Source organism: Psychrobacter proteolyticus (assembly GCF_039762275.1).
GTDB classification, from domain to species: Bacteria; Pseudomonadota; Gammaproteobacteria; order Pseudomonadales; family Moraxellaceae; genus Psychrobacter; species Psychrobacter proteolyticus_C.
Genome location: NZ_JBDLOB010000007.1, coordinates 74891 through 90710 on the forward strand (window position 1 = coordinate 74891; position 15820 = coordinate 90710).

Consider the following 15820-nt stretch of genomic DNA (forward strand, 5'->3'; position numbering starts at 1 on the left):
TATCGAAAAGCTACCCTAACCAGTATTTCGTAACCCTGCAGCCAGCGCATTGATACTACGGATTAATGGATCTTCTACGTTAATGTCGCCAGCATCGGCACTGCTCACAGTATCTTGCTGTCTAGCACGCTTCAACAGCTCAATCTGGATATAGTTAATAGGATCTAGATAAGCGTCTCGCCACTGCAGGGATGAGGCAAGGTTTTGCTGATTGGATAATAAAGAATCTTGTTCAAGCAGAGAGTTTAATCCTGAATTGGTCAGCGTGTGTTCATCGGTGACCGCTGTCATGATTTTTTCGCGTAACGGCTCATCATCACATAGTTGGCTATAGGCCTCGGCAATATTCATATTGGCTTTGGTAAAAGCCATCTCGATATTACTGATAAACACGCTAAAAAACGGCCAGTGCTTATTCATCTCTTTCATCAATGCTTCGTCTTTTTTGACGCTATCTAGCGCACTACCGACGCCATACCAAGCAGGTAAGGTAAAGCGTGCTAACGACCAGCCAAATACCCAAGGAATCGCTCGCAAGGTGGTCTTACTTGGTAGGCCTTTTTTGCGATGGGCAGGACGTGAGCCAATGTTTAATAACGAGATTTCTTGTACTGGGGTGACCTCGGAGTAGAATTTATAAAACCCTTCGGTATGATCGGTCAGCTCGCGATAGCGTTGTTCACCTGCGTCCGCTAAGCGTGCAAACAAGGATTCATACTCTGGCAACTCAGTCGGTTGTACCACAAACCTTGTAGAGCAGGCTTTGAGTGTACCTGTAATAGCCATGGTCAGCTCAAACACAGCGGTATCTGTATTGGCATACTTGGCATAGAGCACTTCGCCTTGCTCAGTTACCTTAATCTGCCCATGTAGCGTGCCTGCTGGCTGTGCCGCAATTGCTTTGTGCGTTGATCCACCACCACGGCTTACCGAACCGCCACGACCATGGAACAAGCGTGTTTTTATGCCATATTGCTCAGCAATGTTATTAATGGTTTGCTGTGCACTATAAAGCTGCCAAGCAGAGGTGATAATGCCGCCGTCTTTTGATGAGTCTGAATAACCCAGCATAATCTCTTGCGTGTTGTCCGTGTTTTGTAGCAGTCCACGATACAGTGGATTGTCTAACACGGCAGGCAAGATTTTATCGATATTTTTGAGATCTTCGATGGTTTCAAACAATGGTGCAACTGGCAAATCAGCAGACAACTGGCCTTCGTCATCAATTCTGCATAAGCCTGCAAACCGCATGAGTAGCAATACTTCTAGTAGCTGGCTAGCATTATTGGTCATCGAGATCACATAGCTACCAAAAGTAGCCTGACCCACCAGTTTGCGTAGAGTGGCGACCGAATTCATCAGTGACAATTGCTCACGCGTTTTGTCTGTCAGGTTATCAGTATAGATAAGCGGCGTGCCTGGTTTTTCTAGCAATCGTGTGAGCCACTCTTGACGTTCGGTTTCGCTTAGCGTCTGATAATCAGGCAGGTTGGAGGCACTAGCAAAGATATCAGCAATCACTTCGCCATGGTATGACGACTCTTGACGGATATCGAGCGCCGCCAAATGAAAGCCGCAAGTTTTGACCAAACGAATGACATCTAGCAGTAACCCATCGCTGTGTGCCGTATCGTGTGTATTGACACTTTGACGGATAATGCGCAGGTCTTCTAGTAATTCTTCTGGATTGGCATAGGCATCTTTTTCAGCTTCGATATCCGTGCCTTTGCTTTGGATGCGGCGATTGGTTGCTTTGACTTTAGTCAGAATGATAGAGAGTAGGCGACGATATGGCTCATTGCCATAGTCATCGAGGTTATAGTCAAACACACGCTGATCGAGCTCATCATAACTTTTGATTTTGGCATATACGTCAGGTGAGACGGTGACAATGGTGTCACTATGAATCAGCTGTCGGCGCAGTTTTTTGAGTAGCACTTGATAGTGACGCAGCACGGTATCAGCATGCATCAATACAGCAAGTTCTGTGGTCTCAAAAGTCACAAAAGGATTGCCATCTCTATCGCCACCAATCCATGAACCAAAGCTCATAAACGCAGGCAGTGGATAGTCTGTAAGCTCTGGATAGATATCGACAATGGCTTTTTTGATATTACGATATACTTTAGGAATGGCATTGAACAAACTGGCATTAAAGTAATGTAAGCCATTGTTAATCTCATCATATACCAGTGGCTTACGGGTACGTACTTCATCAGACGACCATAACAAATCAATCGTTTGCGCCGTTTGTTCTTTGGCTTGCTCGTAGGCGAAGCTGTTTTCAGACACGTTGTTTAGGGCGTCGCTATGCGTGAATAGACTTTGTAAGATATTCATCGTTGTACGGCGACGCGCTTCGGTAGGATGCGCCGTAAATACAGGCGTAAATTTTAGCTGATCAATCAGCTCTTGCATTTGAGCAGGCTCGATATTACGTTCACGACACTCAAGTAAGGTACGACGAAATGATCCTTCCCAGCTTTGCTCAGACTGCATACGCAGCTCATGACGCTGCTCACGCAAATAATTCTCTTCGCTTAGATTGGCTAAGAAAAAATAGATAGAAAAGCCGCGTATGACGTTTTTTAAGGTTTGATTGTCTAAAGAAGCAATAAAATCGATAAGCTGCTGTTTATGTGCCTCATTCGGCTCACGACGCTGTTGAATAAAGCCTTTGCGCAGCGTCTCAATCGTATCTAGCGTCTGCTCACCAGATTGGCGAGAAATAGCATCACCTAATAATGAACCCAACAAGCTGGTGCGTTTACGTAGTACGTTGTTATCTAGTGTCATCTTCAACCTTCCTATCAAATGAATGGATACAATACTATGGTTATCTTATACGTAATATCCTTATGATTTTTTGCAATTTAACATAAATAGGTGAGGCCTGCTTGATATTGATAGCAACTTTTTTACTAGTAGATACTGACAGACCTCTAATGCACTATTATTAGAGCGATTTTTTGTGACCATGCTCATTGCTATATTCTATCCAAAAGTCCGCATTATCCACTCCAGCCTTTCTAGGGTCAAAGACAGGGTTTATACCTAATTTCATCTGCTCGTCGTAGTCTTTTAGAACTTTTAGAGCAACTTTACTTAGCAGTAAAATGGCAATGAAATTCAAGTAGCACATACTGCCAAACCCTATATCACCTAACGCCCACATCATACCGATTGACTGAACACTACCAGTGAAACAAACGATTAAAAAGACCAGTTTGAGTACATGTTTGAGAATGGGGTAGCGCAGTTTATTGTCCAAATAGACCAACGTAGTTTCGGCGATATAGTAATAAGCAACCAAGCATGTGAAAGCGAATAAAAAGATAGCAATCGCAACAAAGCCACTTCCATACTGGTTAAAGACAGTAGATACAGCCGCTTGGGTAAATGCCGTGCCAGCTTCAATACCCGGCATATTATCAACTAGGGTTATACCTTCAGGGGTCACCACGTTATACATGCCAGTTGATAGAATCATTAGCGCTGTTGCAGTACAGACAAGCACCGTATCGATGTAGATAGAGAAGCTTTGCACTAAGCCTTGTTTAGCAGGATGTGATACTTCGGCTGCCGCTGAGCTAAAGGTCGCCTCGCCAGCACCCGCAACGTTTGAGAAAACAGCACGGCGTACGCCCCAAGAGATAGCAGTTCCAACCATACCACCAAACACTGCATCCATGCCAAAAGCGCTCTTAAAGATAAGAGCAAACATTGCAGGGATATTTTGAGCGTTAAATGCCAATACAATTACCATCATGAGGATATAACCAATTGCCATGACAGGTACGACTTTTCCTGCAAAATTAGCAATACGCTTCACACCGCCAAATATAATGATACCTAAGAGTACGACAAGGATAATTCCTGTTACAACAGGCGGTATATTAAATGCTGTATTAAAAGAGTCCGCAATGGTATTGGCCTGAACACCAGGCACTAACACGCCGTAAGATAGACAGGTCACGATAGCGACGATGATAGCAAAAGGTTTTAGCTTCAATCCTCTTTCAATATAGAACGGGGAGCCGCCACGATATTGATCACCGACCTTATGTTTGTATACCTGCGCTAAGGTAGACTCAATAAAAGCGCTAGCACCGCCTAGCACGCCCATGACAATCATCCATAATACCGCTCCAGGGCCGCCTGCTGCAATGGCTGTTGCAACCCCAGCGATATTACCCACACCAATACGTCCTGATAGCGCCATACAGAAAGCTTGGAAGGAGCTAATCCCTGCTGATGAACTTTGTTTGTCGAACAACAGCCTAATCATTTCTTTGAAATAACGGATTTGTACAGCACGAGTCATAATCGTAAAATATATGCCGACACCTAACGCAAGATAGACTAGGGCGTCACTCCAAATATACCCGACGATAGTATTGATGATATTTTCCATAACTTTACTTCCTTGTAGTGTTTTCGGTTATGCTGACTTGGGCGTGGATAGCGGACAATATCAGTTTTTAGTTCACCAACCAGATAGTTTTGGTTTGGGTATACTGGGACAACGCCTCTAAGCCATTGTCACGACCGCCGAAGCCAGATTGTTTATAACCACCAAAAGGTGTCGTAATATCGCCCTCAGAGAAACCATTAATCGAGACGGTACCAGCTTTAATAGCGGATGCCACGCGGAATGCGCGATGGATGTTTTGTGTATAGAAGGAAGCGGCAAGCCCATAATTACTCTGATTGGCGAGCTGAATAGCTTCCTCTTCGGTTTCAAAACTTGTGACAGCTAAAAGTGGACCAAAAACTTCTTCTTTAAACAGCGTCATATCCGGGCTGACATTATCAAAGACGGTAGGCTCGATATACCAGCCACTACCGAGTTCATCGTGGATACGTCCACCTGCGATCAAACGAGCACCCTCCGTTTTTGCAGTATTGAGATGTGATATTACTTTCTCAAAATGCGCTTTTTCGATCATTGGGCCAATAGCGACCTCGGGATCGTAAGGATGACCAACCTTCCAAGACTGAAGACCTTTTTTTAATAGCGTTAACAATGCTTCTTTTTGGCTAGAATGGACAAGTAGACGCGAACCACAGCTACAGTTTTCGCTCATATTCCAAAACGCAGCGGATAAAATATGCCCGATGGTTTGTTCGTTGATAATGGCATCTGCAAAGACGATTTGAGGGCTTTTGCCACCACACTCTAAGACCACTTCCTTGAGGTTGCTTTGTGCAGAGTACTGTAGAAACAGTCGACCGACTTCGGTTGATCCTGTAAAAGAAACCATATCAACATCCATATGCTGACCGAGTGCCGCACCTACTTCTTCACCAAGCCCACAGACTAACTGTAACGCCGCTTTTGGCACGCCAGCCTCGTACGCCAATTGTGTTAATCGATATGCTGAGAGCGAGGTCAATTCAGCAGGTTTAACAATGACTGAGTTGCCAGTTATTAATGCGGGTGCAACTTTCCATGCATACATTTGCGCTGGGAAATTCCATGGTAGTACTGCACCCACTACACCAATAGGCTCTTGTACCACAAGGCCTAGTGCATCTGCGCCAGTAGGAGCAACCTTGCCAAAAACTTTATCAGCTGTTTCGGCGTACCATTCAAAAGTTTCAATCGTAGCGGGCAGGTCAGTGTTGAGGCATTCAGTAATAGGCTTGCCTGCATCGACGCAATCTAAGGCAGCTAACTCATCCATATGCTCATGCATTAACTGACACCAACGCTGCATGATAGCTTTGCGCTCTGCAGGAGACATCCGTCGCCACTCACCATGTTCAAAAGCGTCTCGGGCTGCCGTTACCGCCGCATTAACATCTTGCTGACTCCCATTAGCAATGCTACCTATGCAGGTATTATCAATAGGGCTGTAGTTAGGGAGTGTTGTCTCGGATACTGGTACTGTAGTATCTATTAAATGGCCTGCCCAAAGCTGTTGGTTGCTGGCGAGTTCAAAGACTTGCGCTGTGGTCATACTCATTAGATTGTCCTTTTCTATACAATGGTAGGAACGATAAGAATGGTGCGATGTATCAAGACAGAAGCGCTAAAAATGACTGAGTCTCTTCTTTTGACATATCAGTCAAAGGTAGTCGTACTGACCCAACATTGATGCTCCCGTTAATGCAGCCTGCTTTGGCTTTTTGGTTATAGTTTCCAGACTCCATAGAGTGGATAGCAGGATACATGGCTGTCATCAGCTCTTTAGCACGGTTCCAATCACCTTTTTGTGTGGCTTCAAACAGTGCGACTTGTTCTGCTGGGAATACGTTAGCCGCACCAGCGATCCAGCTCTTAGCACCCCAAAAGAAGAAATCTACTGGTTGGTCGTCACAACCACAAACCACTTCAAAATCTTCAAAATTAGCCTGTAGCATACGTAATGCATGGCTAAAATCGCCGCTGCTTTCTTTGACACCTACAATATTTGGATGTTTGGATAAATGCGCGACGGTTTCAAATTCAATACTCACACCGACGCGTGCTGGAAAGTTATACATAATGATAGGTAGGTCAGTGGCATCAGCGACGGTTTCAAAATGCGCAATAATACCGTCTTGGTCTGGTAGGCTATACGGATTGGCTGATAACATTAAGCCGTCGTAGCCCAAATTTTTGGCTTGATGAGCAAGTTCGATAGAATGATTGGTCGATAAACTGTTGATACCTGCAATCAGAGTGACTTTGCCTTTGGCAGCATCAGCGATAGTGGTCAAAACCAGTTCGCGCTCTGCAGGCGAGAACGTGTAGTATTCACCAGTTGTACCGCAAGCTACGATTCCGGTAACGCCTTTTTCTATGAATACATTGACCAGTTCGGTTAACTTTTGAGTATCGATATCTCCATTAACATCGAAAGGAGTAACGATAGGGACTAAAACGCCATGAATGTTCATATAAATATCCTTATTTGGAAGTAAAAGCCGTTAGTAAGCCATGAGCTGTTAGCGACGTTGTTGGTTCTATGAGTTGTCATAGAGATAAGATGTTCGATTATTATTTAAAAGACTTAAGTTTGAAGCGATTTAGACGATAGGCAGTAGGATCTACCATGGCAGTATCGCCAAAATACAAAGCCGCGATCATCTGTGCGCTTACGACAGCTTGGGTCAGACCTAGATGCTGATGACCAAAGTTTAAAAAGACTGAATTACGTCTATCTATGATGGGTAGTGAGTCTGCTGTAGAAGGTCTAAACCCCATCCATTGCGTATTGCTATCACTATCTAGTGGGGTCTTTAGCATTGCTTGAGCTTGTTTCAACAGCATATTCGCACGGTTCATGTTTGCTGGCGCCTCAAGTCCTGCATACTCAACAGTACCAGCCAAGCGCAGCCCTTTTTCCATTGGTGTCATAATAAAGCGGCGATCCATGCTAGAAATAGGGATGTTGAGACGCTGACTTTCGTTAGGAAGCATCAGGTGATAGCCTCGCTCTGTATCCATTGGTACTGAAACGCCTGTTAGCTGTTTGGCTAAGGCTTTAGAATGCGCGCCTGCTGCGAGCATAACTTTGCTGGCATGAAGCTGCTTTTGTGTCGTCGTCAGACGAATACCATCAGTGATTACTTCCGCGCTCAGAACACGGCAATTCTCATAAATTTGACCACCAAGCGATCTAAAAATAGTGCTTAATTTATGGGTAATGGCTTCTATATTGGTGATATGACCTGTCTCTGGAAAAAACAAAGCACCCAGTTGATTGTCTTTTAATGCAGGCTCAAGATCTGTCAGTGCTGACTGTGAGAGTAGGTTGTTAGAAACCCCTAAACTATTTAAGCGTTGACCGTGTTCAGTCAGAATTTTTAGGCTGTTGGGCGTCTCTGCAGTTAAGACAGAGCCTTGTATTTGTACCCAAGAATGTAACTGCCACTCTTTGGCAAAATTTTGCCAAGCTTGAAGGCTCTGTGCATTTAATGCCAAAAGCGCTTGGTGACTGCGTGCAAATGGTTCGGTACGCATGTTAAGTAATAACTTAAATGCCCATGGTGCTAAGCGTGGAAGGTAGCGCCAATCTATCCGCAGAGGCCCTTCAGGGTTGAGTAGCATGGCAGGAACATGTCGTAAGATACTGGCATCAGCAATAGGGAAAACCTGTTCAGTGGCAATGTGACCTGCGTTGCCATAAGTTGCACCGCGAGCAATTTTATCGGCTTCCAAGATTGCAACTTTTACCCCACGAGACTGTAGGGTAACCGCAGCACATAGTCCGATAATGCCACCACCAATGATATGTATATCAAACACTTGTGTGTCCATGAGAGTCTCGCTTTTCTGACCTTGCTGAGCAGTGATTGGTTACTTCCTAGAAGCCATATAAACTGGTATTTATAAAGAAATACCCCATTTGAACGGATCGCTGTCTTGAACGATGAGAGAGATCTCTGCACATACGTAGGCGTACCCTCGGATCGTGGGGATAATAGTATTGATATGGTGGTTATGAAGAGGGCTATGATTACTAAGCACATCAATAGGCTGATAGCTGGCACTAAAGACACTGCCAATGATGCTTTGCTGATACCAAGTCTCACCAGGTGCGAGTACATTGTCTGCGGCTAAGCAAGCCAATTTGGCACTGGTTCCAGTGCCACAAGGAGAGCGATCGTAGGCAGATCCAGGGCATAATACGAAGTTTTTGCTGTTAGTGCCGGCGAGATCGCTCTTGCCAAACAGTTCTATATGATCAATTTCGCCATTGTTAGCACCCATAATTCCAGACCTATGAAGTGCCTCCTTAATCTGTATGCTAAATTGAGTAAGCGCCTCAACATTATTGGCTTCAATAGCTTGCTTATGATCGTTGACTAAGAAAAACCAATTACCACCCCAAGCGATATCTCCATAGATAGGACCGATATCAGGTACTTGAACTTCTACTTGTTTTTGGTAGCGATAAGAAGGGACATTCTGGACGCTACAACTACCATCATCATGTAAGGTTGCTTTAACTAGGCCTACGCTTGTTTCTAGATAGTGATCACCAGCGGTTATCTTTTGTTGATAAGCTAGAGATGCAATAACGCCGATAGTGCCATGGCCACACATACCTAAATAGCCATGATTATTAAAGAAGATCACGCCAGCCGTGGCACGAGGATCAGAAGGCGGGCACAAAAGCGCTCCGACAAGCACATCATTACCACGAGGTTCTAAAATAATGCTTTGACGCAAATGATCGAAATTCTGTCTGAAGTCTTGAAGTTTTTCTTGAATAGTTTGTCCACTAAGCTCAGGAAATCCTGCATATACCATACGAGTAGGTTCACCGCCAGTATGCGAATCAATAATCTTAAGAGTAAAAAGCGTATCAAACATGACTGCCTACCTGATTCATCCGTGAGTTAATATACTGTTAGCGTTATTCATAAATGAACAAGGCGTAAATATAGAATGACGTTTTTCAGAAAAGCAGTCTTGATGTTTTTATATGAATAAATGCGCATTTCTGCACAGGTTATAAAGGTATTTAGGAGTATAAATATTGTGTAGCACCCTAAAATACCTGAAAAGCTCAACGACAAGCTTGAGATGCTATATGGGAATATACCGATGCGGCCGTTAGTATTAGAAACACCTACAAAACAACTGTCAAAACACCTACAGGCTTATCAACCAGCCAATTTAGATGAGTTTGTTGGCAATATATCATTATTGATGCCTTTGTTTGATACTATGAAAAATGTGGTGTTTTTTGTTAAAGATGACCAAGCATGCTATCGATTAGTCAGTAAAACGCTCATTAAACGTAGCGGGCTCAAAAACAAAAAAGCACTAATAGGACTGACTACAGAGCAAGTGTTTTTGAAGTCTCAAGGCAAGGATTATCTCAATCAGGATCTGAGAGTGTTAAGGGAAGGCAGGGAGATTATTGATAAACTAGAACTTCATAGTTATGCATCAGGACAGCTGGGATGGTGTATCACGCAAAAAATCCCCGTCTATGATGTAGAAAATCATATTGTAGCAATGGTAGGTATATCAGTAGATATTGATGAAGATAACGAGCGGATATTACGCAAACACGCTCGATTGGCAAGCGTAGATCAATACGTACGAGACAATCTTGATCAAAAAATCAATATTGGTCAATTGGCGAAATTGGCAAATCTTAGTCAATCGCAATTGGAGCGTACCTTCAAAGCAGTGCTCAATATGTCACCCATTCAGTTTGTACAAAAAATGCGCCTAGAGCATGCCATTCGACTACTAGCGAATCATAAGCTAACAGTAACTCAGGTCTCTTTAAACTGTGGATACGGTGATCATAGTGCCTTTAGTCGACAGTTCAAACAATTTACTGGGATGTCTCCTGTGAACTTCCGTAAAGTACATTTTAAAGAAGCATAAATAAAAGCAAAAAAATATGGTTTTTGACTCTAAAATAATCTCTAACGACTCCGAAGCTCATCTATATAATCTGCCCAATCTTGCATCATCTGTACCCTAGTATCGATTTCATCGAGTCTGTTGTAAGCCCCGCCATGTGTGTCTTTTATCCTGTGACCTAGCTGTAACTCTGTGACGATGTCAGAATAGCGTAGCTCAGGCTGTTCCATGAGCAAAGTTTTAGCGGATGCTCGAAATCCATGCGCACATTGCACGTATTTGTATCCAAGCCGGTGGAATATCTGCACCAACGTCGCTTTACTAATATAAGCATTGCTTGAACCGCGCATCGACGCAAATATATGTTCCTTATGCCCAGTAATTGATTGGATGTTTCGTAATCGCGCAATTACTTGCGTGGCTAAGGGAACAACTAAGTGCGAGACCATATCGTCACGACCTTCGCCCTTAGTCGGGGAGAATGCCCATATATTATTATCCCAATCGATGTCATCCCAACGCATCGAGCGCAGATCGATACTACGTACAAACACATAAGGCAATAAGTTCATAGCTTCTAGTGTGATTTTGCTTGCGCCTTTAAAATTGGACATATCCTTTAAGAGAGTCGCAAATTGATCTGGTTTGGTGATGGCTGGCAAGTGATGGCCTGAATTGGCAGGGGCAAGCTCACCACGGGTATCGACAGCTACATTTCTATCGCACAACCCTCGAGCAACAGCGAATGAAAAGACTTTTTCAGTGTATAGCCGAGTGCTCGCACCAACGAAAGTCGCTTGATTGCCATTGTTTTGAATCGACTCGCACACACTCAGTATCATCTCACTGGTGATATCGTCCATTCTTAAATCACCAATCTCTTGGCACATATATCCTAGACATAAATCCCAGAACTTGAGGGTTGACTCACTGTATGACGGTTTTTTAGATTTACTTTGATTGCGACCTGCTGTTTTGTGTTCTCGCCATGCTTTTGCAATCTCAGAAAATGGTGCGTTTTTTAGGTGAGTATATTTATTGGTTTGTTCTTTTTGCTGGATAGCTTTAGGGTCAGAGCCTTTTGCGACCATATCAAGAATGGTGTCTGCTTTATACTTAACCTCATGGAGACTGACATCCTCAATCTTACCCAACATCATCCTAGGGCGTTTGCCCTCGATATGCGGATGGGAGTAACGTAAGTAGTATTCCTTTTTGCCATTTGGATAAATACGAAGACTTAAGCCAGCTACACCTGAGACACTGACAGAATAATCTTTGTCTCGGCATTCGAGCTTGTTGATATCGTTTGCTGTGTCGATAGCCATAATGTATATCCGTCATATGATAATTAAGGTTGATGATAGGTTTATGATTGATGACTTATAAAAAGTCTCTTCTGTAGAAAAATATAGAAGTATTGGACACTATCATGGACACTGGTATTCGTTAGTGTTGTTAGTAAAGCCTTTTAGATAATAGTTTTTAAGACGTAATTATCCCCAAGGTTAACTTGGGGATAATTATAGCATATTGGCCAAATAGTGAGTAGGCCATACGCTGAATGGGTTACACGGTATTTCTACCAGCTATTTCGATACATAGTTAAATGCGATTATGGTGTCCATGAGTGATTCGGCAAGGAGTTGAGCATATTCTCTACAAAACACATGCTCCTGTACTCGCACAGAATATAAAAATCAGGGTGATAGTACTGTTCTGTGCAAATTTGGAATGTACCAATTTTGAGGGGTATATAGAAAATATATAACGATAGGCTAAATATATTAAAAAATATCAATAGATAGCTCATTCATCTTAAAAATGGCTTGATAATAATAAATAAAGGACTGCTGTTTATAGGTAGATAAAATTTATCGCTACGTAAAAGAAAACAGAGTCAGTTCTAATGATTTAAGTTTAAAAGGTTATACGTGATGATTTAGGTATAGCGCTTGAAGACTAGATAAGATTAGAAATATTTGAAGGAGTTATATCGTTTGGCTGAGTTTTTGCAATTTAATCTATTTTGGCAATATTAGAAGATATCTAACCATACAAATGATGGTTATCAAAAATAGGCTATTAGCATATCTATATTAAAGACTTAGCCGGTGGACACGGATAATAAATAAGCTATCGCAGACGAATAGCCATGATCATGTCGAAGAAAAAGCTAATGATGCGTTTGGATGAAGCCATTCGTATTATCGCAAATCATAAAATATTAATAACCAGTCATACAGAGCATTCAAACCTTAACGTCTAATAAAACGTTAAATGATTGACGTAATAATATACCTGTCAGAGATGTTTAGAAGTAAAACTGATCAAGCGTAAAATATCACCCAAAAGATTCCGTTGAATTAGATAGGACAGAGTTAGTCGGCGAGAGCTGAACATTTTGGTAGGATGTTTATATCCAGTAGCATTAGAAGTATATGATAATCCTGATTCTATAACCAGTAAGACCTGAGCCTACTACTTAATAGACCTTATTTAACATAATATACATTATGCGAAAACAAACCAACGGTTTTAGTAGTTAAGCGTAAACCATTTACACCATGTCATTCTTATACTTTAGCTCAGATTTGATATTAGCTATAGACTTTTACTAACGACAAGTTTCAAGTAAATGCTGACGCAACGTTTTGCCATCCTGATCTAAAACCACGTCTGCAACTTGGCAATTTTTATCATTATCGTCACATGACAGCTCATAATAAATATCGCTACCTTGTGCCAAGCTAACATGAACCAATCCTTGATCAGTTATTGAAAACTTTTTGTCTTGCGTATAGTCAGGATCTTGCGAACTCCAAAGCACATCGTAATCTATATTGCAGGACGTCTGAGTTTTATCAAAATATTCTTGCTCAAGTTGCATCGCTGCTTGCAAGTCATCATCAGCGTATTGCTGCAGCACGACAGGATTACTCATACCTTGATCATCAATATCTTGTTGGTACATTTTTGTGATGGTCGCAATCTTGATATTAGCCATGGCATTTTGTTTCTGATCTACTTTTGATACATCCGCTATAGCGTGACCGACAGGCATCAGTCCTATGGTCAATAGTAATGTCAGCGATTTATATGTTGGCATCTTATTCTCTGCGAGCTTTTATCCCATAAGTGTTACCGACTATTACATCATACCTATATTCGGACTCTGCTGTATTATCGTATCATTCAGGTTTACTTACCAAAATATCGATTACATAGCGCTTTTATGGTATTTTTTACCGGTTCCCATGACAATTTATAGTGATGTTTCTTTCGCTAATAACTGTGCTAAGGATGATTTTATGATGACATTACCTGCTTTTTTTAAGGAAAAATCTGCGACATTAGCCTCTAGCAGCCTTCTATTATTTACGCTAGCTGCGACGGGTTGTCAGTCTGCTTCTGAGTCCAGCGAAGCCATTGTCTCTCAGCCAACCAGTAGCTCATCAACACCTATTAATGCTGATATCAGCCAACAAACTCTTAGACAGCAAGCGTTACGTATACAGCGCGCACTGGCAAATAAGGACTTTTCTAGAATCACTAATGATATCCATCCAACACGTGGCGTTCGTTTTTCGATGTACGCTTATGTACGGCCTGAGTCAGATAAAGTCTTTAGCCGCGGGCAATTTGCACAGTATTTACAGCAGTCCAACATTCAATTTACTTGGGGCGAAAAAGACGGTACTGGCGATCTGTTGGTCACGCCGTTGCCTACTTATTTGGATACTTGGGTGGATGGCAAAAAGTTCAATAATGCTAGCATCAATGTTAATGAATTTAAAAGTAACGGCAACTCTATCAATAACTTAAAACAGATATACCAAACATCAGATTTTGTAGAATTTTATTATAAAGGCACGGATGAGTATGATGGTATGGACTGGCGTGTTTTGCGCTTAGTATTTGATGAGTATCAAGGTAAACGGTATCTGGTAGCTATCATTAATGATCAATGGACGGTTTAAGGCGTAGAAAAATATTGCCCGACTACTTCTATAAGACTTGTTTAAATGGCAGCCTACTCTATCTGGTTATAAATGCTATATATATTCGAAAATATATATATAACAGCTTGTGCTACATGGTTTTTGTTATCGTTTTTAATGACAAGCTTTGTCAGTTCTAAGCTCGGGGCTTATGCGGTTTTTTTTGATTAATTTTAGCGCTTGTTGTAGCTCGCTTGAGTGTTTATCGAAGCGCTATTGATTGAGCGTATAGCCTTGTACTAAGTATTCACGTAATCGCTGCGTTGCCCAACGCCTGAATTGCATGTCTTGATGAGATTTGATGCGATAACCGACTGTTATAACCACGTCTAAGTCGTAAAAAGTCACCCGACGGTCTGAATTTGTAATATGTATTTTTTAGCGATTTCTTCATCGTTTATGGCATTAGTAATATGACGAGAAATTACTGATTGATCACGACCAAACAACAACGTACATCTACTTGCGCCTTTCCATCAGCACTTTCATAGATCTCTACTTTTGCTACATTATCACTTATAGTGTTGATCACCTAAGCTTTCCCAATTCCAATATGCTGTCTTGAATACAGCTTACTATCACCATCTCTATAAATATCATTTATAACGGCGTCTGACGAAAGAATTTCACCATAATCTCATAAATATCTGGATAAGCATCGATGAGCTTTTGCGGGGTTTCAAAAAACACTTCACTCAGAACCGCAAAAAACTCCGCAGGATTGGTCGAACCATAACGATCAAGCCCTGATTTACGATGGGTTTGAAAATCTTCAAAATCTCGCGACATAATCTGTGTCCACCAAGCAGGATCCATATCAGGTTGCATCGGTGGAAAACCATTGGCGCGGCCGTTCATCATATCGAGCTTATGGACAAATTCATGAATGACAACGTTATGCCCGTCACGTTCGCCTGAGTGCTTGGCATCTTTCCATGAAAGAATAACAGGGCCCCGCAGCCATGCTTCCCCGCTACGGTGTTGACTGCCTTCGTGGACGATACCGAACTCATCTACGGTGGTGCTGTTGCTTTTGTACGAGCCAGGATAAATAATAATCGATGACCAGCCAGCATACCAGTCAAGGCTTAAGTTCAAGATCGGCAAACACGCTTGCAGTGCAATCGATTGTCTGACAGTATTGGTAATCTCAAAACCTTGTGCACCCGTGATAGATTTATCAGCTAAAAATAATGTTGCGAGCTCAAACAGATGTGATAGCTCATCGGTACTTAATCGATCCAATATGACAATACGTTCGGCTGCCTGCATCCAATCAGCATGGGTAAACTCGCTATTATCTAGTATGCGCTGCTCACGCCAGTCTTTTATGATGCCAAACATATACGCCATCCCTATTATTTTAATATTTTGCACATATTGGTATTACTGAATCTGGTTACTGTAGCGGCAATCAGTAATACGCCCTTATAAGTAATATATTGACATGCATAAGCAAAAAACGCTGCTCATAAATTAATTGTTGAGCAGCGCAGTCTGA

General features: G+C 42.2%; 12 protein-coding genes. 2 read left to right on the forward strand and 10 right to left on the reverse strand.

The window, feature by feature from the left end:
* Window positions 1-15: 15 nt before the first annotated feature.
* From ppc to ABFV72_RS11000, 6 genes are all read right to left on the reverse strand, one after another.
* Entirely contained in the window at window positions 16-2796 is a 2781-nt protein-coding gene (gene ppc, locus ABFV72_RS10975) for a phosphoenolpyruvate carboxylase (protein WP_347163687.1), read from the reverse strand.
* 160 nt (window positions 2797-2956) lie between these two features.
* On the reverse strand, window positions 2957-4414 hold the full coding sequence (locus ABFV72_RS10980) for an alanine/glycine:cation symporter family protein (RefSeq protein ID WP_347163688.1): 1458 nt from the start codon (window positions 4412-4414) through the stop codon (window positions 2957-2959).
* Window positions 4415-4481: 67 nt separating this feature from the next.
* Window positions 4482-5969 carry an aldehyde dehydrogenase gene (locus tag ABFV72_RS10985; RefSeq protein WP_347163689.1) on the reverse strand — a complete coding sequence of 496 codons (1488 nt, stop codon included), beginning with the start codon at window positions 5967-5969 and terminating at the stop codon, window positions 4482-4484.
* A 52-nt stretch (window positions 5970-6021) separates the two neighbouring features.
* On the reverse strand, window positions 6022-6885 hold the full coding sequence (gene dapA / locus ABFV72_RS10990) for a 4-hydroxy-tetrahydrodipicolinate synthase (RefSeq protein ID WP_347163690.1): 864 nt from the start codon (window positions 6883-6885) through the stop codon (window positions 6022-6024).
* A gap of 100 nt (window positions 6886-6985) precedes the next feature.
* Window positions 6986-8248, reverse strand: coding sequence for an NAD(P)/FAD-dependent oxidoreductase (locus ABFV72_RS10995; RefSeq protein ID WP_347163692.1), 1263 nt, complete (start codon window positions 8246-8248; stop codon window positions 6986-6988).
* Window positions 8249-8317: 69 nt separating this feature from the next.
* Window positions 8318-9307, reverse strand: coding sequence for a proline racemase family protein (locus ABFV72_RS11000; RefSeq protein ID WP_347163693.1), 990 nt, complete (start codon window positions 9305-9307; stop codon window positions 8318-8320).
* A gap of 234 nt (window positions 9308-9541) precedes the next feature.
* Between ABFV72_RS11000 and ABFV72_RS11005 the strand changes: the two genes are divergently transcribed.
* The gene (locus ABFV72_RS11005; protein WP_347163694.1) at window positions 9542-10339 is read left to right on the forward strand and encodes a helix-turn-helix domain-containing protein; all 798 of its coding nucleotides are present in this window, start codon (window positions 9542-9544) and stop codon (window positions 10337-10339) included.
* 41 nt (window positions 10340-10380) lie between these two features.
* Here ABFV72_RS11005 and ABFV72_RS11010 read toward each other — a convergent pair whose 3' ends face one another.
* Both ABFV72_RS11010 and ABFV72_RS11015 read right to left on the reverse strand, forming a co-directional pair.
* Entirely contained in the window at window positions 10381-11646 is a 1266-nt protein-coding gene (locus ABFV72_RS11010) for a tyrosine-type recombinase/integrase (RefSeq protein WP_347163695.1), read from the reverse strand.
* A gap of 1289 nt (window positions 11647-12935) precedes the next feature.
* The gene (locus ABFV72_RS11015) at window positions 12936-13427 is read right to left on the reverse strand and encodes a hypothetical protein (RefSeq protein WP_347163697.1); all 492 of its coding nucleotides are present in this window, start codon (window positions 13425-13427) and stop codon (window positions 12936-12938) included.
* A 202-nt stretch (window positions 13428-13629) separates the two neighbouring features.
* Here ABFV72_RS11015 and ABFV72_RS11020 point away from each other — a divergent pair, with 202 nt between their 5' ends.
* Window positions 13630-14298 (forward strand): hypothetical protein, encoded by a 669-nt coding sequence (locus ABFV72_RS11020; RefSeq protein ID WP_347163699.1) that lies wholly within the window; start codon window positions 13630-13632, stop codon window positions 14296-14298.
* 234 nt (window positions 14299-14532) lie between these two features.
* Here the strand turns inward: ABFV72_RS11020 and rhuM are convergent, their stop codons facing one another.
* Together rhuM and ABFV72_RS11030 are read right to left on the reverse strand one after the other, a co-directional pair.
* Window positions 14533-14667: a RhuM family protein gene (rhuM, locus tag ABFV72_RS11025; protein ID WP_347163700.1), complete on the reverse strand. Its 135-nt coding sequence runs from the start codon at window positions 14665-14667 to the stop codon at window positions 14533-14535.
* Between the two features lie 252 nt (window positions 14668-14919).
* The gene (locus ABFV72_RS11030) at window positions 14920-15663 is read right to left on the reverse strand and encodes a zinc-dependent peptidase (protein ID WP_347163701.1); all 744 of its coding nucleotides are present in this window, start codon (window positions 15661-15663) and stop codon (window positions 14920-14922) included.
* Window positions 15664-15820 lie beyond the last annotated feature (157 nt).

Excerpts from the sequence above, each read along its gene's own strand:
- ppc (WP_347163687.1), bottom strand. The coding sequence starts at position 2,796 with ATGACACTAGATAACAACGTACTACGTAAACGCACCAGCTTGTTGGGT.
- ABFV72_RS10980 (WP_347163688.1), bottom strand. The coding sequence starts at position 4,414 with ATGGAAAATATCATCAATACTATCGTCGGGTATATTTGGAGTGACGCC.
- ABFV72_RS10985 (WP_347163689.1), bottom strand. The coding sequence starts at position 5,969 with ATGAGTATGACCACAGCGCAAGTCTTTGAACTCGCCAGCAACCAACAG.
- dapA (WP_347163690.1), bottom strand. The coding sequence starts at position 6,885 with ATGAACATTCATGGCGTTTTAGTCCCTATCGTTACTCCTTTCGATGTT.
- ABFV72_RS10995 (WP_347163692.1), bottom strand. The coding sequence starts at position 8,248 with ATGGACACACAAGTGTTTGATATACATATCATTGGTGGTGGCATTATC.
- ABFV72_RS11000 (WP_347163693.1), bottom strand. The coding sequence starts at position 9,307 with ATGTTTGATACGCTTTTTACTCTTAAGATTATTGATTCGCATACTGGC.
- ABFV72_RS11005 (WP_347163694.1), top strand. The coding sequence starts at position 9,542 with ATGCGGCCGTTAGTATTAGAAACACCTACAAAACAACTGTCAAAACAC.
- ABFV72_RS11010 (WP_347163695.1), bottom strand. The coding sequence starts at position 11,646 with ATGGCTATCGACACAGCAAACGATATCAACAAGCTCGAATGCCGAGAC.
- ABFV72_RS11015 (WP_347163697.1), bottom strand. The coding sequence starts at position 13,427 with ATGCCAACATATAAATCGCTGACATTACTATTGACCATAGGACTGATG.
- ABFV72_RS11020 (WP_347163699.1), top strand. The coding sequence starts at position 13,630 with ATGATGACATTACCTGCTTTTTTTAAGGAAAAATCTGCGACATTAGCC.
- ABFV72_RS11030 (WP_347163701.1), bottom strand. The coding sequence starts at position 15,663 with ATGTTTGGCATCATAAAAGACTGGCGTGAGCAGCGCATACTAGATAAT.